The 16,264-nt window shown below is 73.3% G+C and carries 17 protein-coding genes; 13 read left to right on the top strand and 4 right to left on the bottom strand.

Going from position 1 to position 16,264, the window contains the following annotated elements; all coding sequences use genetic code 11:
• Nucleotides 1-59: 59 nt before the first annotated feature.
• Both MON03_RS03515 and MON03_RS03520 read right to left on the bottom strand, forming a co-directional pair.
• Entirely contained in the window at nucleotides 60-1,019 is a 960-nt protein-coding gene (locus MON03_RS03515) for an AraC family transcriptional regulator (RefSeq protein ID WP_022903078.1), read from the bottom strand.
• A 227-nt stretch (nucleotides 1,020-1,246) separates the two neighbouring features.
• Complete coding sequence (locus tag MON03_RS03520) at nucleotides 1,247-1,999, bottom strand: alpha/beta fold hydrolase (RefSeq protein WP_242090556.1); 753 nt, start codon at nucleotides 1,997-1,999, stop codon at nucleotides 1,247-1,249.
• A 51-nt stretch (nucleotides 2,000-2,050) separates the two neighbouring features.
• On the opposite strand from MON03_RS03520, the gene MON03_RS03525 reads away from it, so the two are divergent.
• The 6 genes from MON03_RS03525 to MON03_RS03550 all read left to right on the top strand — a co-directional run bounded on the left by MON03_RS03525 (nucleotide 2,051) and on the right by MON03_RS03550 (nucleotide 5,111).
• Nucleotides 2,051-2,506 (top strand): MarR family winged helix-turn-helix transcriptional regulator, encoded by a 456-nt coding sequence (locus MON03_RS03525; protein ID WP_242090557.1) that lies wholly within the window; start codon nucleotides 2,051-2,053, stop codon nucleotides 2,504-2,506.
• Nucleotides 2,507-2,519: 13 nt separating this feature from the next.
• Nucleotides 2,520-3,158 carry an immunity protein CdiI family protein gene (locus tag MON03_RS03530; RefSeq protein ID WP_502798706.1) on the top strand — a complete coding sequence of 213 codons (639 nt, stop codon included), beginning with the start codon at nucleotides 2,520-2,522 and terminating at the stop codon, nucleotides 3,156-3,158.
• A 179-nt stretch (nucleotides 3,159-3,337) separates the two neighbouring features.
• Nucleotides 3,338-3,547 (top strand): hypothetical protein, encoded by a 210-nt coding sequence (locus MON03_RS03535; protein WP_022903074.1) that lies wholly within the window; start codon nucleotides 3,338-3,340, stop codon nucleotides 3,545-3,547.
• Nucleotides 3,544-3,720 (top strand): hypothetical protein, encoded by a 177-nt coding sequence (locus MON03_RS03540; RefSeq protein WP_242090561.1) that lies wholly within the window; start codon nucleotides 3,544-3,546, stop codon nucleotides 3,718-3,720. The genes MON03_RS03535 and MON03_RS03540 overlap by 4 nt, the downstream gene beginning before the upstream one ends.
• A gap of 13 nt (nucleotides 3,721-3,733) precedes the next feature.
• Entirely contained in the window at nucleotides 3,734-4,339 is a 606-nt protein-coding gene (locus tag MON03_RS03545; RefSeq protein WP_242090563.1) for a TetR/AcrR family transcriptional regulator, read from the top strand.
• A gap of 31 nt (nucleotides 4,340-4,370) precedes the next feature.
• Nucleotides 4,371-5,111: a sulfite exporter TauE/SafE family protein gene (locus tag MON03_RS03550; RefSeq protein WP_242090565.1), complete on the top strand. Its 741-nt coding sequence runs from the start codon at nucleotides 4,371-4,373 to the stop codon at nucleotides 5,109-5,111.
• Between the two features lie 62 nt (nucleotides 5,112-5,173).
• On the opposite strand, the gene xylB is transcribed toward MON03_RS03550, so the two are convergent.
• A complete protein-coding gene (gene xylB, locus MON03_RS03555) occupies nucleotides 5,174-6,643 on the bottom strand; it encodes a xylulokinase (protein WP_242090566.1) in 1,470 nt (489 codons plus the stop codon).
• On the bottom strand, nucleotides 6,640-7,830 hold the full coding sequence (gene xylA, locus MON03_RS03560; protein WP_022903069.1) for a xylose isomerase: 1,191 nt from the start codon (nucleotides 7,828-7,830) through the stop codon (nucleotides 6,640-6,642). Before xylA ends, xylB begins: the two co-directional genes overlap by 4 nt.
• A gap of 97 nt (nucleotides 7,831-7,927) precedes the next feature.
• On the opposite strand from xylA, the gene MON03_RS03565 reads away from it, so the two are divergent.
• The 7 genes from MON03_RS03565 to MON03_RS03595 all read left to right on the top strand — a co-directional run bounded on the left by MON03_RS03565 (nucleotide 7,928) and on the right by MON03_RS03595 (nucleotide 16,205).
• The gene (locus MON03_RS03565) at nucleotides 7,928-9,106 is read left to right on the top strand and encodes a Gfo/Idh/MocA family protein (protein WP_022903068.1); all 1,179 of its coding nucleotides are present in this window, start codon (nucleotides 7,928-7,930) and stop codon (nucleotides 9,104-9,106) included.
• Complete coding sequence (locus MON03_RS03570) at nucleotides 9,106-9,804, top strand: ThuA domain-containing protein (protein ID WP_242090567.1); 699 nt, start codon at nucleotides 9,106-9,108, stop codon at nucleotides 9,802-9,804. The genes MON03_RS03565 and MON03_RS03570 overlap by 1 nt, the downstream gene beginning before the upstream one ends.
• Nucleotides 9,789-10,886 (top strand): Gfo/Idh/MocA family protein, encoded by a 1,098-nt coding sequence (locus tag MON03_RS03575; RefSeq protein WP_242090568.1) that lies wholly within the window; start codon nucleotides 9,789-9,791, stop codon nucleotides 10,884-10,886. Before MON03_RS03570 ends, MON03_RS03575 begins: the two co-directional genes overlap by 16 nt.
• Before the next feature lie 31 nt (nucleotides 10,887-10,917).
• Nucleotides 10,918-11,994, top strand: a complete 1,077-nt coding sequence (locus MON03_RS03580) for a sugar phosphate isomerase/epimerase family protein (protein ID WP_242090569.1) — start codon at nucleotides 10,918-10,920, stop codon at nucleotides 11,992-11,994.
• 134 nt (nucleotides 11,995-12,128) lie between these two features.
• Entirely contained in the window at nucleotides 12,129-13,484 is a 1,356-nt protein-coding gene (locus tag MON03_RS03585) for an ROK family transcriptional regulator (protein ID WP_242090570.1), read from the top strand.
• Nucleotides 13,481-14,524 (top strand): NAD(P)-dependent alcohol dehydrogenase, encoded by a 1,044-nt coding sequence (locus MON03_RS03590; protein ID WP_242090571.1) that lies wholly within the window; start codon nucleotides 13,481-13,483, stop codon nucleotides 14,522-14,524. The genes MON03_RS03585 and MON03_RS03590 overlap by 4 nt, the downstream gene beginning before the upstream one ends.
• A 262-nt stretch (nucleotides 14,525-14,786) precedes the next feature.
• Entirely contained in the window at nucleotides 14,787-16,205 is a 1,419-nt protein-coding gene (locus MON03_RS03595; RefSeq protein WP_242090572.1) for an MFS transporter, read from the top strand.
• Nucleotides 16,206-16,264: the final 59 nt, after the last annotated feature.

Below are 16,264 nucleotides of genomic sequence, written 5' to 3' on the forward strand. Positions count from 1 at the left end.
TGCGCGACGCCCCGGACCACGCTCCCTCGTGGTCCGGGGCGTCTCCCGTCGAGCGGCGGTCAGGCCGCGCGGCGGAGGGTCTCGCGCGGGTACTCGCCGTGCTGCTGCAGGTACGAAGCCGAGAAGCGTCCGGCGTGCCCGAACCCCCAGTGCTTCGCCACCTCGGCGATGCTCGTCGACGCCGGATCGCCCGCGAGCAGGTCGTCCCGCACCCGGTCGAGCCGCACCCGGCGGATGTACGAGTTCGGGGAGCAGTCGAAGGTCCGCTGGAAGGCGTGCTGCAGCGCCCGGAGGCTCAGCGACGCCACGCGTGCCAGGTCGGTGCTCGTGATCGGCAGGTGGCAGTGCTCGTGTACGTACTCGACCGCCCGCCGCAGGTGGGCGTTGCGGGGAAGGAGCAGCTCGTCCGGCAGGGTCTTCGACACCACCGGGTAGAGCTCGAGCAGCGCGAGCGCCCCGAGCCGGCCCATCTCCGCCTGCAGCAGCGGGGAGGCCTTGCCGTCCCCGACCGTGTGCGAGATCAGCCTGACCGCGTTCTGCCACACCTGCAGCGCCCGGTCGTCGGGGCGGACCCGGTGATCGAGCGCGAGTGCGTCCGGCGCGGTCCCGCGCTCCCCGGCCACCTCCTGCAGCGCCGCCCGGTTCACCTGCACGAGCCGCTGGTCGTAGTCGCGGTAGTCGAACGCCGCACCGCCCTGCGGCCACAGCTGCGGGCGGCCGGGTTCCATCACGATCGGGTCGTCGTCCTGTGCCGTGATCGTCGCCCGGCCCCGGGTGGTCCACTGCACCACGAAGTCGTCCGACGGCGTCATCACGCCCGAGAGGTGCCCGTCGAACCGGATCGAACGGAGGGTCATCGAGTCGTCGCCGACGGCCCGGAACCCGAAGCGGAACGGTGCGTCCGTCCGGTCGGCCTGCCACTCGTTGCCCGCGTACGCCTCCGCGAGGAAGTCGCGCGCGACCTCGAGGTCGTCGCTCTGCGACGCGACCTGGACTCGGGTGGGGGTGCGTTCGGTCATGGGGGTTCCGGTGCAGCCTGCCCGGCGGCGGCCCGTCTGTCCGCTGAGCGCCGGAAACGGCCAGGCGAGGACGCCCCCAGTCCGGGGGTGGACCGATCGGGATGCGCGATGGACCGTCGTCGCGGTCGCGGTCGCGGTCGCGGTCGCGTCCGGTCGGTGGCGTCCGGTCGGTGGCGTCCGGTCGGTCGGTGGCGTCCGGTCGGTGGCGTCCGGTCGGTCGCGTGCTGTCAGTGGCAGGCGAGGAACGGGTCGATCCGCGCCCACGTCGCATCAGGGGCCTCGAGGTGCGGCAGGTGCCCCGCCCCCGGCACGACCACGAACTCCGCCGCCGGGATCGCCGCCGCCACGGCACGCCCGTACTCCGGCGTCACGATCCGGTCGCTCTCCCCGAACACCACGAGCACCGGCACGTCGAGGTGACCCAGGCGTGCCAGGAGGTCGGGGTCGCTCATGGACCGGCCGGCGACGACCGCCATCGTCGCGCCGTTCGACTGTTGGACGGCGCGCTGCTCGTCGGTGAGCGACATTGGGTCGACGTACCCGCGATCGGGGTCGTGCCAGGCGGCCTCCGCCAGCTGGCGGGGGCTGAGCGAGAAGAAGTCCGCGATCGGCGCTCCGTCGACCACGGCCCCCACGCCGTCGATGTCGACCACGGCGCCGACGATGCCGGCGAAGCGCTCCTCGGACGCGGCGGTGATCGCCATCTCGAGCGCGATCCAGCCGCCGATGGACGAGCCGACCAGCACCACGTCCTGCTCGCCGTCCTCGCGCAGCTGTTCCAGGTAGGCGACCGCGAGGGCGTGGATCGAGTCGATCGCCGCGGGACGCTCCGTGCCGTCCCAACCCGGGTGCGTCGGTGCGACCACGCGGAACGCGGACGCGAGGTGGGCGACGAGCGGCGCGACGGTCCTCGGGCCACCGCCGCCGTGGAGCACGAGTGCGGTGCGGTCCTGTGTGATGCCGGTGCTGGTCGTGGTCATGGTGCCTCCCGTATCAACATGTTTATCTACTGATGTTGATACCGTAGCACCATGGCGATCGACCTGGCAGCACTCGGCCTCACCCTGAAGCGCGCGCAGTACCGCAACCACCGCGCGGCGGAGCAGGCCCTGAAGGAGCAGGTGGGCGTGACCCTCGTGCAGTGGGACGCGCTGCGCGCCGTGGACCGGATGCCCCACGCCTCGGGGCACGACCTGGCCCTCGCGACCTTCCAGAGCGACCAGGCGTTCGGCGCACTGGCGGGCCGGTTGGTCGACCGCGGACTCATCACCAGGCGACCCGGGGTCGGGCGGCGGATCGAGCACGCCCTCACCGAGGACGGCCGCGCTGCGCTCGAGGCGGGGACCCACGTCACCGAGGGTGTCCTCGCCGCGCTCTTCGCGCCGCTCACCGAGCGCGAGCACGAGGTGCTCGCCGGACTGCTCGCGAAGCTGCTCTCCGACGAGCCGGCCCCGTACCCGGCGAGCGGAGCGGACGCCGTACGCTGAGCCCGTGGTGGGCATGATCGTCCTCGTGGCGGCCGAGTACCTGGCCGACTTGCCCCTGTGGTTCCGCGGGGGATCCGAAGTGGGCCGATCGGACGTCGACGATCCTCCGGCGCTCGGGATCAGCGCCGCCCTGCGGAACGACCTCCGCGCGTGGAACGACCGCTTCGAGCAGCTGTCGAGCCACGTGTTCGACGACCGCCGCGACCCGGTCGTCGCTCCGGACCCGACGCCGCCCGAGCTCTGGGACGCGCACCGGGTCGAAGCGTTCGAGCTGGCGGCCCGGGTCCAGCTCGAGCTCGGCGACGACGTCCACGTCTGGTGCGGCCCTGGTGGCGGGATGGACGCGGTGGCCGAGTGGGGCCCAGTTGTCGTCGTGCCGAGCGGGCATCGGGGGACCGACGTCGAGGTCCTGCACCACGGCGTCCGCGAGGTGCGCTCCGCGCGTGCGGCCGGCGCGCGCGAGGGGACCGCCAAGGCGATCGTCCACTGGCGCGCCCTGACGGAGCGCGTCGGTCTGCCCTTCGGTGACGCGGCGACGCGGGCCCTCGGGCTCCGGACCGCAGGACGTGTGCAGGCGGACCTCGGCTCGCGTGCAGGGGTCGGCTGCTGGTCCGGCTGGACGGGTCCGTACCGGTACGACGACCACGACTGAGCCCGGCACGATCGGCCCCGGATGTCCGCGGAGTGACGCCGTGGGGTGGCCGGACATCCGACTTGCGACGACGATGTCCGGGGATGGTGCGTGACGATCCGGCACTTCGTACCGTCATGGTCGAGAGAGCCACCGGAACCACCGGGGCCACCACCCGAGGAAGACCCGAGGAACCAGCCGTGACCACGATCGCCGACACCGACCTCCTGGTCGGACCGAAGAACGCACACCAGTCCGTGTCCTTCTCCGGACGTCACCACCGGAGCTCGTTCAGCGAGGTCCGCGCGGCACGTCGGCAGCGCACGCTCGCCATCGTCGCGATCAGCACCGGGATCCTCTCGGTCTCCGTGGCCGCGTCGGCCGCCGTCGTGATCGGTCTCGGCGCGTGAGCACCCCGCTGCACGGTCGTCCGTCCCTCGAGGAACTCCGCCGCGATCCCCGCGAGTGGCACCGCCGCGGCATGACGCACCCCGCCGTGCTGCGGGCGATGGTCGTCGCGCGGGTGAACGGCCACGACCGGCCCGTCCAGGAACCGACCTACGCCGACTTCTTCAACGGCTGACCAGACAGAGCGCATGACGACTCCCACCCTGACCCCGGCACGCCCGGCACGCCCGGCGACCCCGACCGAGCACACTGCGGTCGAGGCCGCCGATGCCCTGTTCACCGAGCACGGCATCGTGCCGGTGGCCATGGAGGACGTCGCACGGCGGGCGGGTGTGTCCCTCGACGAGCTCGTGGCGGTGTACCCGACCCGGCACGACCTCGTCGTCGCGGTGCTGCAGCGGTGGCACGGGGCGTGGAGTGCGGCGCTCGACCGGATCGCGGCGGAGTCCGACGACCCCCGCGACGAGGTGCTCGGGGTGTTCGGGTACCTCGAGCAGTGCTTCGCCGAGGACGACTGGCGCGGCTGCGCGTTCATCAACCACCACGCCGAGCTCGGTCGGCAGGACCCGGCGATCGCCGAGCTGTCGCGCGAGCACTTCCGGCAGGTCGAGCAGCACCTCACCCAGGTCTGCTCGCGGGCGGGGCTCCCGGCGCACGTCGCCCAGGCGATCCTGCTCCTCGTCGAAGGTGCCCGTGTGGATTCCGCCGTCCAGCGGTCCGCGCAGCCCGCACGGACGGCCCGACTCGCAGCGGCGATGCTCATGTCCGTCTACGAGGCCGACCGCTCCGCCTGACACCGACGGGTGCTCCGTGTCAGCATGAGGCGTGCTGACGATCGGGATCCTCGTCGTCGCCGGCTTGGTCGCGGGCGTCGTCGGCACGGCCGGCGGCATCACGTCCCTCGTGGCGTACCCGGCCCTCCTCGCCGTCGGCCTGCCACCCTTCGCGGCGAACGTCACGAACTCCGTCGCGCTCATCGGCAGCGGCGCGAGCTCGGCGTTCCGTGCCCGGACGGTGCTGCGCGACCGACCGGTCGCGGTCCGACGCTGGATGCCCCTCACGATCGGGGCGTCCCTGTGCGGCGCCGTGCTGCTGGTCGTCACCCCGGCGTCCCTGTTCGACCGGATCGTCCCGTTCCTGGTGCTCGCGGGCGGGGTGCTCGTCCTCGCGCAGCCGCTCCTCGACCGTCGCCGACGAGGTGCTCGCGCCCGGCCGGGCGTCGTCCTGCCGAGCGTCGCCGGGGTCGGCCTCTACAACGGGTACTTCGGGGCGGGGTCCGGCGTGCTCATGATCGCCGTGCTGCTGCTCACCGGCGAGCCGAGCTTGCCGCGGGCGAACGCGGTGAAGAACGTCCTGCTGGTCGCTGCGGACCTGCTGCCCGCGGTGGTCTTCGCGGTCTCGGGCCACGTGGTGTGGTCCGCCGCACTGGCGCTCGGCGCGGGCGCGGTCGTCGGCGGGCTCATCGGGCCGACGATCGCGCAGCGCGTGCCGCACGGGGTGCTGCGGGTGGCGATCGCGGTGTGCTCGCTCGTGCTCGCCGTCGACCTCTTCGCCACCGTCGGCTGAGAGACGCCGACGGCCCCGCCCGACCAGAGGGTCGGACGGGGCCGTCACGGGTGAGCGGCGGATCAGCCCGCCGCGGCCCGGTACCGCTCGAGCACCTCGGGGTGCGGGTCCGCGGGGATCGTCGTCGTGGCGATGCTCCACGACGGCAGCGACCCGGAGAGGGCCCACGCAGCCTGCCGGGCAGCGCCCGCGGCGACGTACTCCCCGGGCTCCGGCAGTTCGACGTCACGCCCGAACACCTGCGCGGCGACGGCCCGGACGGCCTCGTTCCGCGCCGCACCGCCGATGAGCAGGAGGCGGCTCACCGCGACACCGGTCCGCTCGACGGCGGCCAGGCCGTCCGCGAGTGCGCAGAGCATCCCCTCGACGGCGGCGCGGGCGAGGTGCGCCCGGTCGGTCGTCGCGGGGGTCATCCCCACGAGTGAGGCGGTCGCGTCCGGCCGGTTGGGCGTCCGCTCGCCGACGAAGTACGGCACGAGGACGAGGCCGTCGGCTCCCGACGGCGCCTGCAGCGCCAGCTCGCCGAGCGCGTCGTGGTCGACGCCGAGGAGACCGCCGATCACCTCGAGCACGCGCGCCGCGTTGAGCGTCGTGACGATCGGGAGGCGCGACCCGGTCCCGTCGGCGAAGCCCGCCACGGTCCCGCTCGGGTCCGTCACCTCGGTGTCGGTGACCCCGAAGACGGTGCCGCTGGTGCCGAGGGACACCGCGACGTCTCCGGGGCCGAGTCCGAGGCCGAGCGCTGCCCCGGCGTTGTCGCCGAGTCCCGCGCCCACGATCAGGCCGGCGCGTGCGACCGCACCGCCGGGCAGCTCGACGTCGCCGTCGAGCGTGCCCATGGCCTCGTCCGGCGCGACGACCCGCGGCACCACGACGGCGCCGTCCGTGCTCGCTCCGCCGCCGGCGACCCGCAGCCCACGCCCGAGGGCGGCCTCGAACAGCTCGCCGTCGTACTCCCGGCGCACCGGGTCCCAGTACGCCGTACCGCTGGCGTCGGAGCCGTCGGTCGCGAGGGCGTCGAGGTCGGGGCCGAGCGGGCTCTCGTCCGCCGGACCGAACCCGCGCAGCCGCCACGACAGCCAGTCGTGGGGAAGCGCCACGGCGGCGACCCGCGCGGCGTTCTCGGGCTCCGCGTCGCGGAGCCACCGCAGCTTGGTACCGGTGAACGAGGCCACCGGGACCAGACCCGTCCGGGCGACCCATGCCTCCCGGCCGAGTTCCTCGACCATCTGCGCGGCCGCGTCCGCGCTGCGCACGTCGTTCCACAGGAGCGCGTCGCGCACCACGTGACCGTCCGCGTCGAGCGCGACCATGCCGTGTTGCTGCCCGGCGACCGCGACGGCCGCGACGTCGTCGAACCCGCCGGCGTCCGCGATCGCGGCGCCGAGCGCGTCCCACCAGTGGCGGGGGTCGACCGACGTGCCGTCCGGGTGGGAGGCGCGCCCCTCCCGGACGACCGCGCCGGAGTCGGCGTCACGGATGGTCACCTTGCAGGACTGGGTCGACGAGTCGATCCCGGCGACGAAGGTCACCGAGCGCCCATGAGGTGCTCGATCGCCAGCTGCTGCAGGCGCACGAAGCCGAAGCCCTTGCCGCCGAAGTACGCGTCGGCGTCGAAGTCCTCGAACGCCGAGCGGTCGGCGAGGAAGTCGTCGTACGACTCGCCCGCGTTCAGCGTCGGGGTGCTCAGCTCGTCGACCTTGGCGGCGGACAGGGCCTCCTGCACCTCGGGGTCGGCGCGGAAGGCCTCGGCGCGCTCCTTGAGGAGGAGGTACATGCGCATGTTGGCCTTCGCCGAGTCCCAGACGCCCGTGATGTCCTCGGTGCGGCTCGGCTTGTAGTCGAAGTGGCGGGGTCCGTCGTACGCCTGGCCACCCTGCGGGGCGCCGTGCTCGAGCAGGTCGACGAGCGAGAAGGCGTTCTGCAGGTCGCCGTGACCGAACACGAGGTCCTGGTCGTACTTGATGCCGCGCTGGCCGTTGAGGTCGATGTGGAAGAGCTTGCCCTGGTAGAGCGCCTGGGCGATGCCGGCCGTGAAGTTGAGCCCGGCCATCTGCTCGTGGCCGACCTCGGGGTTGATGCCGAAGAGCTCGGGGCGCTCGAGCGTCTCGGTGAAGGCGATCGCGTGGCCGAGGGTCGGCAGGAGGATGTCGCCGCGGGGCTCGTTCGGCTTCGGCTCGATGGCGAAGCGGATGTCGTAGCCCTTGTCGGTGACGTACTGGGCGAGCAGGTTCACGGCCTCGCGGTAGCGCTCGAGCGCGGCCTGCACGTCCTTCGCGGAGTCGTACTCGGAGCCCTCGCGGCCGCCCCACATGACGAAGGTCTTCGCGCCGAGCTCGGCGGCGAGGTCGATGTTGCGGAGCACCTTGCGGAGCGCGAAGCGGCGCACCTGGCGGTCGTTCGAGGTGAACCCGCCGTCCTTGAAGACCGGCGCCGAGAACAGGTTCGTCGTGACCATCGGCACGATGATGCCGGTGGAGTCGAGGGCGCCCTTGAGGCGGTCGATCTGCGCCTGGCGCTCGGCGTCGGTCGAGCCGAACGCGAACAGGTCGTCGTCGTGGAAGGTCAGGCCGTAGGCGCCGATCTCGTCGAGCTTCTCGACCGCCTCGACCACGTCCAGCGCGGGACGGGTGGGGCCACCGAACGGGTCGGACCCGTTGTAGCCGATGGTCCAGAGACCGAAGGAGAACTTGTCGTCGCGGGTGGGCGTCGTTGCCATGGTGGATCACCGTTCGTCGTCGAAACAAAATGTTGCCGCGCCCAACATAAGCGGTAGTGTTGACTCTGGCAAGACGTGATCGCAAAGGAGCGAACGAATGGCATCGGACCGACTTCGAGTGGCGATGGTGGGCCACGGTTTCATGGGAGCCGCCCACTCGCAGGGGTGGCGGACCGCCCCGAGGTTCTTCGACCTCGGGGTCGAGACCGAGATGGCGGTGGTCGTCGGGCGTGACGCCGAACGGACCGAGGCGTCGCGCCGGCAGTACGGCTGGCAGACCGCCTCGACCGACTGGCGTGCGGCCGTGACGGACCCCGACATCGACGTGGTCGACATCTGCTCGCCCGGCTCCTCGCACGTCGAGGTCGCGATCGCCGCGCTCGAGGCCGGCAAGCACGTGCTGTGCGAGAAGCCCCTCGCGAACTCGGTCGCGGAGGCCGAGGCGATGACCGCGGCCGCCGCCGCTGCGCGGGCGTCGGGCGTCCGCTCGATGGTCGGCTTCAGCTACCGTCGCGTGCCCGCCATCGCGTTCGCGAAGCAGCTGGTGGAGGCCGGGAGGCTCGGCACCGTCCGGCAGGTCCGCGCGCTCTACCTGCAGGACTGGTTGGCAGACCCCGAGGGACCGATGACCTGGCGACTCGACAAGTCGCTCGCGGGCTCCGGCTCGCTCGGTGACATCGGCGCGCATGCGATCGACCTCGTGGAGCACGTCACGGGAGCGTCGCTCGCCACGGTGTCCGGCACGCTCGAGACCTTCGTGACGGAGCGCCCGCTCATGGCCGAAGGGGTCGGACTGTCCGGCACCGCCTCGTCCGAACGCGGGCAGGTCACGGTCGACGACGCCGCTTTCTTCACCGCGCGGCTCGCCGGCGGCGCAGCCGACGGGGCGATCGGCACGTTCGAGGCCACGCGCTACGCGACCGGCCGGAAGAACGGGCTCACGCTCGAGATCAGCGGGTCCGACGGCGCGATCCAGTTCGACCTCGAGTCGATGAACGAACTGCGGTTCTACGACGCGACGGCCCCAGCGGGGGAGCAGGGCTTCCAGCGGATCATCGTGACCGAGCCGGAGCACCCCTACATGGCGGCCTGGTGGCCGACCGGGCACCTCATCGGCTACGAGCACACCTTCAGTCACGAGGTGAAGGACTTCGTGCAGGCGATCGTCGCGGGCGAGGACCCGTCCCCGTCCTTCGAGGAGGGCCTGCACGTGCAGCGGGTACTCGACGCGGTCGAGCGCAGCGCGGCCGACGGCAGCGCCTGGACGGTGATCTGATGGCCGCGGCGCGTCGCGCACTGGTGGTGCGTGGTGGGTGGGACGGGCACATGCCGGTCGAGACCACCGACCTGTTCATCCCGTTCCTGCGGGACAACGGCTTCGACGTGCAGGTGTCGGAGTCGACCGCGGTCTACGCCGACGACGCCGTGATGGCGGACGTCGACCTCATCGTGCAGATCGTGACGATGTCGACGATCGCGGACGAGGAGTTCGCCGGGCTCCAGAAGGCCGTCCTCGGCGGGGCGGGCCTCGCCGGGTGGCACGGCGGGATCGCGGACGCGTTCCGGAACACCGCCGACTACCTCCACATGATCGGTGGGCAGTTCGCGCACCACGCGGGCAAGCACCCGTCCGAGCGCACCGGCGAGCAGTCGGACAACTACATCCCGTACACGGTGCACGTCACCGAGGCGGGGCACGAGCACCCGATCACGCAGGGCATCGAGGACTTCGACCTCGTGACCGAGCAGTACTGGGTGCTCTCCGACGAGTACAACGACGTCCTGGCGACCACCACGCAGGAGGCGCGGGACTTCGACGCCTGGAACCGACCGGTCACGGCGCCGGCGATCTGGACCCGGCAGTGGGGCGAGGGACGTGTGTTCGTCTCCGCCCCCGGACACCGGCTCGAGGTCGTCGAGTCGCAGCCACTCCGCACGATCATCGAGAGGGGACTCCTGTGGGCAGCCCGTTGAAGGTCGGTGTCGTCGGCGTCGGCGTCATCAGCCAGCAGTACTTCGAGCACTTCCCGGCGCTGCCCGGACTCGAGCTCACCGCGGTCGCGGACATCGACGTCGCCCGCGCACAGTCCGTCGGCGAGGCGCAGGGCGTCCGTGGATCGTCGGTCGACGACCTCCTGGCCGCCGACGACGTCGACGTCGTGCTCAACCTGACGATCCCGGCCGCGCACGCCGAGGTCGCCACCCGAGCGCTCGAGGCCGGCAAGCACGTCTACGGCGAGAAGCCGCTCGCGATGTCGACGGCTGAGGCGCGGCCGGTGCTCGACCTCGCTCGACGGTCGGGCTTGCGGGTCGGGAGCGCCCCCGACACGGTGCTCGGGACGGGCATCCAGACCGCCCGCGCCGCCCTCGACGACGGGCTGATCGGGAGCCCGGTCGGCGCCGCGGTGTCGTGGTCCGCGCCCGGCCACGAACTCTGGCACCCGGCCCCCGCGTTCTACTACCAGCCCGGCGGCGGCCCGCTGCTCGACATGGGGCCGTACTACCTGACCAGCCTCGTGCAGTTCTTCGGCCCGGTCGTCCGCGTGAGCGGTGCCTCGACCCGCTCCGACCGCGAACGCACCATCGCGACCGGTCCCGCCGCGGGCACCCCGCTCCGGGTGGACGTCGACACGCACGTGGTGGCGGTCCTCGAACACGCGAACGGGGTCGTCTCGACGGTCACGGTGTCGTTCGAGGTCTGGGCGACCCGGGCACCGCTGTTCGAGGTGTACGGCACCGCGGGCACGCTCGGCGTCCCGGACCCGAACCGGTTCTCCGACCCGGTGTCGATCGCGACCGCTGACGACCGCGAGTGGCGCGAGCTGCCCGTGAGCGCCGGGTACGCCGACGCCGGCCGCGGCTACGGGCTCGCCGACATGGCGCACGCGATCGCCACCGACCGGCCGCACCGGGCCGACGGCGAGCTCGCGTTCCACGTGCTCGAGGTGATGGAGGCCGTGTCGACGGCAGCCCGTGAGCACACCGTGGTCGAGGTGCGGTCGCAGGTCGACCGGCCCGAGACCGTGCCCGCAGGGGCCACCCCCGGGTCCTGGTGACCCACAGCAGAGGCGAGGAAGGACGACGACGATGACGACGACGGACGGAACCGACGAGGCGGGGGCGAGCAGCGCCTCCAGGCCGGACGATGGCGGGCGGCCGACACGGCCGGTCACCCTGTTCACCGGCCAGTGGGCCGACCTGCCCTTCGAGGAGGTGGCGCGCTGTGCGGGGGAGTGGGGCTACGACGGCCTGGAGATCGCGTGCTGGGGCGACCACCTGGACGTCCGGCGCGCCGCGACCGACCCCGGGTACGTGGCGGACCGGAAGGCGATCCTGGAGCGGAACGGGCTGCAGGTCTGGACCATCGCGAACCACCTGGTCGGTCAGGCGGTCTGCGACGACCCGATCGACCAGCGGCACCAGGACATCGTCCCGGAGCACGTGTGGGGCGACGGTGACCCGGAGGGCGTCCGCCAGCGTGCCGCGGAGGAGCTGCAGTGGACCGCCCGGGCGGCCGCGGCACTCGGCGTCAAGACCGTGACCGGCTTCTCCGGCTCGTCGATCTGGAAGACCGTCGCCGGGTTCCCGCCCGTGCCCCCGGGCATGATCGACGCCGGCTACCAGGACTTCCACGACCGGTGGTCCCCGATCCTCGACGTCTTCGAGGAGGTCGGCGTGCGGTTCGCGCTCGAGGTGCACCCGTCCGAGATCGCCTACGACTACTGGACGGCTGCGCGGACCCTGGAGGTCTTCCGCGACCGCCCGGCGTTCGGCTTCAACTTCGACCCGTCGCACTTCGTCTGGCAGGACCTCGACCCCGCCGCGTTCTTGCTCGACTTCGCCGACCGGGTGTACCACGTGCACTGCAAGGAGTCGGTCAAGCAGCTCGACGGGCGGAACGGCCGGCTGTCGTCGCACCTGCCGTGGGGCGACCCCCGGCGCGGCTGGGACTTCGTCACGGCCGGACACGGGGACGTGCCGTGGGAGCGGGTGTTCCGCGTGCTGAACCACATCGGGTACGACGGGCCGACGAGCGTCGAGTGGGAGGACGCCGGCATGGACCGACTCGTCGGCGGCCCCGAGGCGCTGGCGTTCGTACGGCGGCTCGGGACGATCGCGCCGCCGGAGGCCGCGTTCGACGCCGCGTTCTCGCGCTCGCGCTGAGCGGCGGCCGGCCCCGAGTCTCGTGCTGAGCGACAGTTCTCGCGCGGTTCGCCGCGAGGACTGTCGCCCACGCCGAGACTCGGCACCGCCAACACCCACCCACCCACCCACCCACTCGACCGACGGAGGACCCCGTGGCACCACGCGCAGCACCGCCCGCCGGCGCCCGCGCACCCGGCAACGCCGCCCGCGTCCTCCGGCTCGTGCACGAGGAGGGACCCATCAGCCGCGCCGAGCTCACCCGGCGCACCGGACTCAACCGGTCGACGACCCTCGCGCTCGTCGGCGAGCTCGTCGACCTCGGCCTCGTGCACGAGGACGCCCCCGCCACCGGGGTCCGCGGTGCCGGGGTCGGCCGGCCGAGCCCGGTCGTCCGAGCCTCGGCGGACGTTGTCGCCGCCGCAGCCGTGGTCGAGATCGACGCCGTGACGGTCGCCCTCGTCGGCCTCGACGGCTCCGTCCGGCACCGCCGCGCCGAACCCCAGGCAGCACCGCCGACCGCCGCCGAGGCCGTCGTCACCGTCGCCCGGCTCCTCGACGAGCTGGTGGCCCACGCGAGCAGCACGACCGGGCCCGTCCGCGTCGTCGGGATCGGCGTCGCGGTCCCCGGCACCGTCCGCGCCGAGGACGGCACGGTCCAGTACGCGCCGCACCTCGGCTGGCACGACGAGCCCGTCGCCGAGCCCCTCGCGGACCGCACGGGGCTCCCCGTCGCGGCGGCGAACGACGCGGACCTCGGCGCCTGGGCGGAACGACTCGCGGGCAGCGGCCGGGGCGTCGACGACGTCGTCTACCTCAACGGTGGCGCGAGCGGCATCGGCGGCGGGGTCATCACCGCCGGTCGACCGCTCATCGGCGCCGACGGGTACGCCGGCGAGCTCGGGCACACCTTCGTCGCCGCGAACGGCATCCGCTGCCACTGCGGAGCCGTCGGGTGCCTCGAGACCGAGGCGTCCCGCGAGGCCCTCACCTCCGTCGCGGGCACGCCGCCGGACGACCTCCGCGCCCTGGCCGCCGCGCTCGCCGAGGAGCGACCCGACCTCGAGTCGGTCGTGGACCGGCAGGTGTCGGCACTCGTGACCGCGCTCCGCAACGCCATCCACACCGTCAACCCCGAGGTCGTCGTGCTCGGCGGGTTCCTCGGGGTGCTGCTCGAGCACGTCGGCGACCGGATCCTCGACGACGTCCGCGCCCAGTCGATGCCGGGGACCGCGGACCGACTCCGCATCGTGCCCGCGGCCCTCGGCGACGACGTCCTGACGCGGGGCGCGGCCGAGGTCGGCTTCCGCGAGCTGCTCCGCGACCCGGCCGCGCACGCCGGCGCCGCCCGGCCCGCCGCCCGGCCCGCCGCCCGGCCCGCCGCCGCGCCCGCCGCCGCGCACGCCGCCGCCGCCGTGCAGCCCGCGGCCGGGCGCACCCGCGCACCCTCCTCCCCGAACGCACCAGGAACCGACCGCGACGCCGCGGCCGAGGAAGCGAGAACCCCATGACCACCGAGACCCCCGACCACCAGCGCACGAGCGTGCTCCTCGGCACCCAGGACCTCACGGTCGAGGACCGCCCCGTGCCGACGCCCGACCCCGGCGACGTCCTCGTCCGGGTCGCGGCCGTCGGTGTCTGCGGGTCCGACGTCCACTACTACCGGCACGGCCGCATCGGTGACTTCGTCGTCGAGGAGCCCCTCGTCCTCGGCCACGAGCTCTCCGGCACGGTCGTCGCCGTCGGCGCGGGCGTCGACGAGGCCCGGGTCGGCGAGCGCGTCGCCGTCGAGCCGCAGCGCCCCTGCCACCGGTGCGCGCAGTGCCTCGCCGGCCGGTACAACCTCTGCCCGCACATGCGCTTCTACGCCACGCCGCCGATCGACGGCGCCTTCACCGAGTACGTGACCATCGAGTCCGAGTTCGCGCACACCCTGCCCGACACCGTCTCGTTCGAGGCCGGCGCGCTCCTGGAGCCCCTGTCGGTCGGCATCGCGGCCGTGCGCAAGGCGGGCATCGTCCCGGGCTCCTCGGTCCTCATCGCCGGTGCCGGGCCGATCGGTGTGATCTGCGCGCAGGCCGCCCGGGCGTTCGGTGCGAGCCGGATCGTCGTGAGCGACCTCGTCGCCGAGCGACGCGAGCGGGCCCTGTCGTTCGGCGCCACCGAGGTCGTCGACCCCACCGTCGTGGACGTCACCTCGGACATCGTGCCGGTGGACGCGTTCATCGACGCGAGCGGGGCACCCCGTGCGGTCTCGGACGGCATCAAGGCGGTCGGTCCCGCGGGCGCCGCGGTCCTCGTCGGCCTCGGCAACTCCGAGATGACGCTCCCGGTCGAGCACATCCAGAACCTCGAGGTCACCGTGACCGGCATCTTCCGCTACACGAACACGTGGCCGGTCGCGATCGGCCTGGTCGCGTCCGGGCAGGTGGACCTCGACTCGCTCGTCACCGGGCGCTACGGCCTCGACGAGGTCCGCGAGGCCCTGGAGTCCGACACCGACCCGGCGTCGCTGAAGTCCGTCGTCTACCCCGGTGGTGCACCCGCCTGAGCAGCGCCGCGCGACCCGCTGACGGACTGGGCCCACGCCGCCGGTTCCGGCGTGACACGTCAGCGGCAGGCCGGCCGTGCCGGTGGGGGGAGGCACGGTGCGGGCCCGCACCGTGCCTCCAGTCCGTCGTCTGCGCACGTCGTGACGGGCCGCGCTCCCTCGGCACGCGCCTCCAGGCCGGGGTGCGCGCGCGTCGCGCGAGCGGCGGTGTCCCCTCGTCACGGGCCACCCGCCCGACACCCCGACGCGCTACCGTTCGCCCATGACCGTGTCGCCCACCGCCGTGCCACCGCAGCGCACCGACCGCCGCGCGCTCGTCTCGTGGGCGCTCTGGGACTGGGGGTCCGCGGCGTTCAACGCCGTCGTCACCACCTTCGTGTTCAGCACCTACCTGGCGAGCCGCGCGTTCGTCGACCCGGCCCTCGTCGCCGACACCTCGGCGGCGGGCAGGGCCGTCGTCGAACGGGGGCTCGCGCACAACGCCGCCATCGTCTCCACGACGCTCGCCATCGCGGGGGTCGTCGTCGCCTTCGTCGCGCCCGCGGTCGGGCGACTCGCGGACAGCACCGGCCACCGTCGCCGATCCGTGCTGATCGCCACGATCGGCATCGCCCTGTCGATCGGCGGCATGGTGTTCGTGGCGCCGAGCCAGCCCTACCTGTACCTCGGTGCAGCCCTGCTCGGGATCGGCACCGTCGCGTACGAGATCGCGAGCGTGGGCTACAACGCGATGCTCGGCCAGGTCGCCCCGGGGGACCGCACCGGCCGGGTGTCGGCCATCGGCTGGGCGGCCGGCTACTTCGGCGGCATCGTGCTGCTCGTCGTGCTGCTCGTGCTCTGCATCCAGGACTTCGGCGGCGGTGACGTCGCCGGACTCCTGCGCCTCCCGGCGACGGTGGCGACCGGGCAGTGGGACGTCCGCGTCGCGATCGGCATCGCCGCGGTCTGGCTCGCCGTGAGCTCGGTGCCGCTGTTCCTCGTCGTGCCCGAGGCCGCCGCGGACCGGTCGCGCGGCGGCGGCGTGCTCTCGGCGTACCGTGACCTCGGCCGCGACGTCGCACGGCTGTGGCGGGAGCGGCGCGACGTGCTCGGGTTCCTCGTCGCGAGCGCGGTGTTCCGCGACGGGGTCGGTGCCGTCTTCACCTTCGGCGGCATCATCGCCGCGCAGGTCTTCGGGTTCTCCGCGTCGCAGGTGATCCTGTTCGCCATCGCCGCGAACGTCGTCGCCGGCGTCGCGACCTACGCCTCCGGGTGGCTGGACGACCGGTTCGGGTCGCGTGCGCTCATCATGGTCTCGCTCGTCGGACTGGCGCTCTGCGGCCTCGGGGTGCTCGCCGCGGGGACGTCGGCCGCGCTGTTCTGGGTGCTCGGACTGACCCTCGCACTCTTCGTCGGGCCGGTGCAGGCGTCGTCGCGGGCCTACCTCGCGCGGCTTGCGACGCCCGGCCGGGAGGGCGAGCTCTTCGGCCTGTACGCCACCACCGGCCGCGCGGCGACGTTCCTCGCGCCGACGCTGTTCTCGCTGGCCGTGACGATCGGCGGCTCGACGCGGTACGGGATCCTCGGGATCGTGGTGGTGCTCGTGGCGGGGCTCGTGTGCATGGCGTTCGTGCGGACGTCGGCGGACCGGGCGCCGGGGGTGGCCGATCGGGGCGAGCACCGGGGGCCGGACCGGGCGTAGCCGGTCGGGCCGGGCGGAGGTGGTCGTTCGTTCCGCCACACCTCGCCCGATCCCGCCTC

This window comes from Curtobacterium sp. DN_7.5, from assembly GCF_022655355.1.
In the GTDB taxonomy this organism is placed as follows: domain Bacteria; phylum Actinomycetota; class Actinomycetes; order Actinomycetales; family Microbacteriaceae; genus Curtobacterium; species Curtobacterium luteum.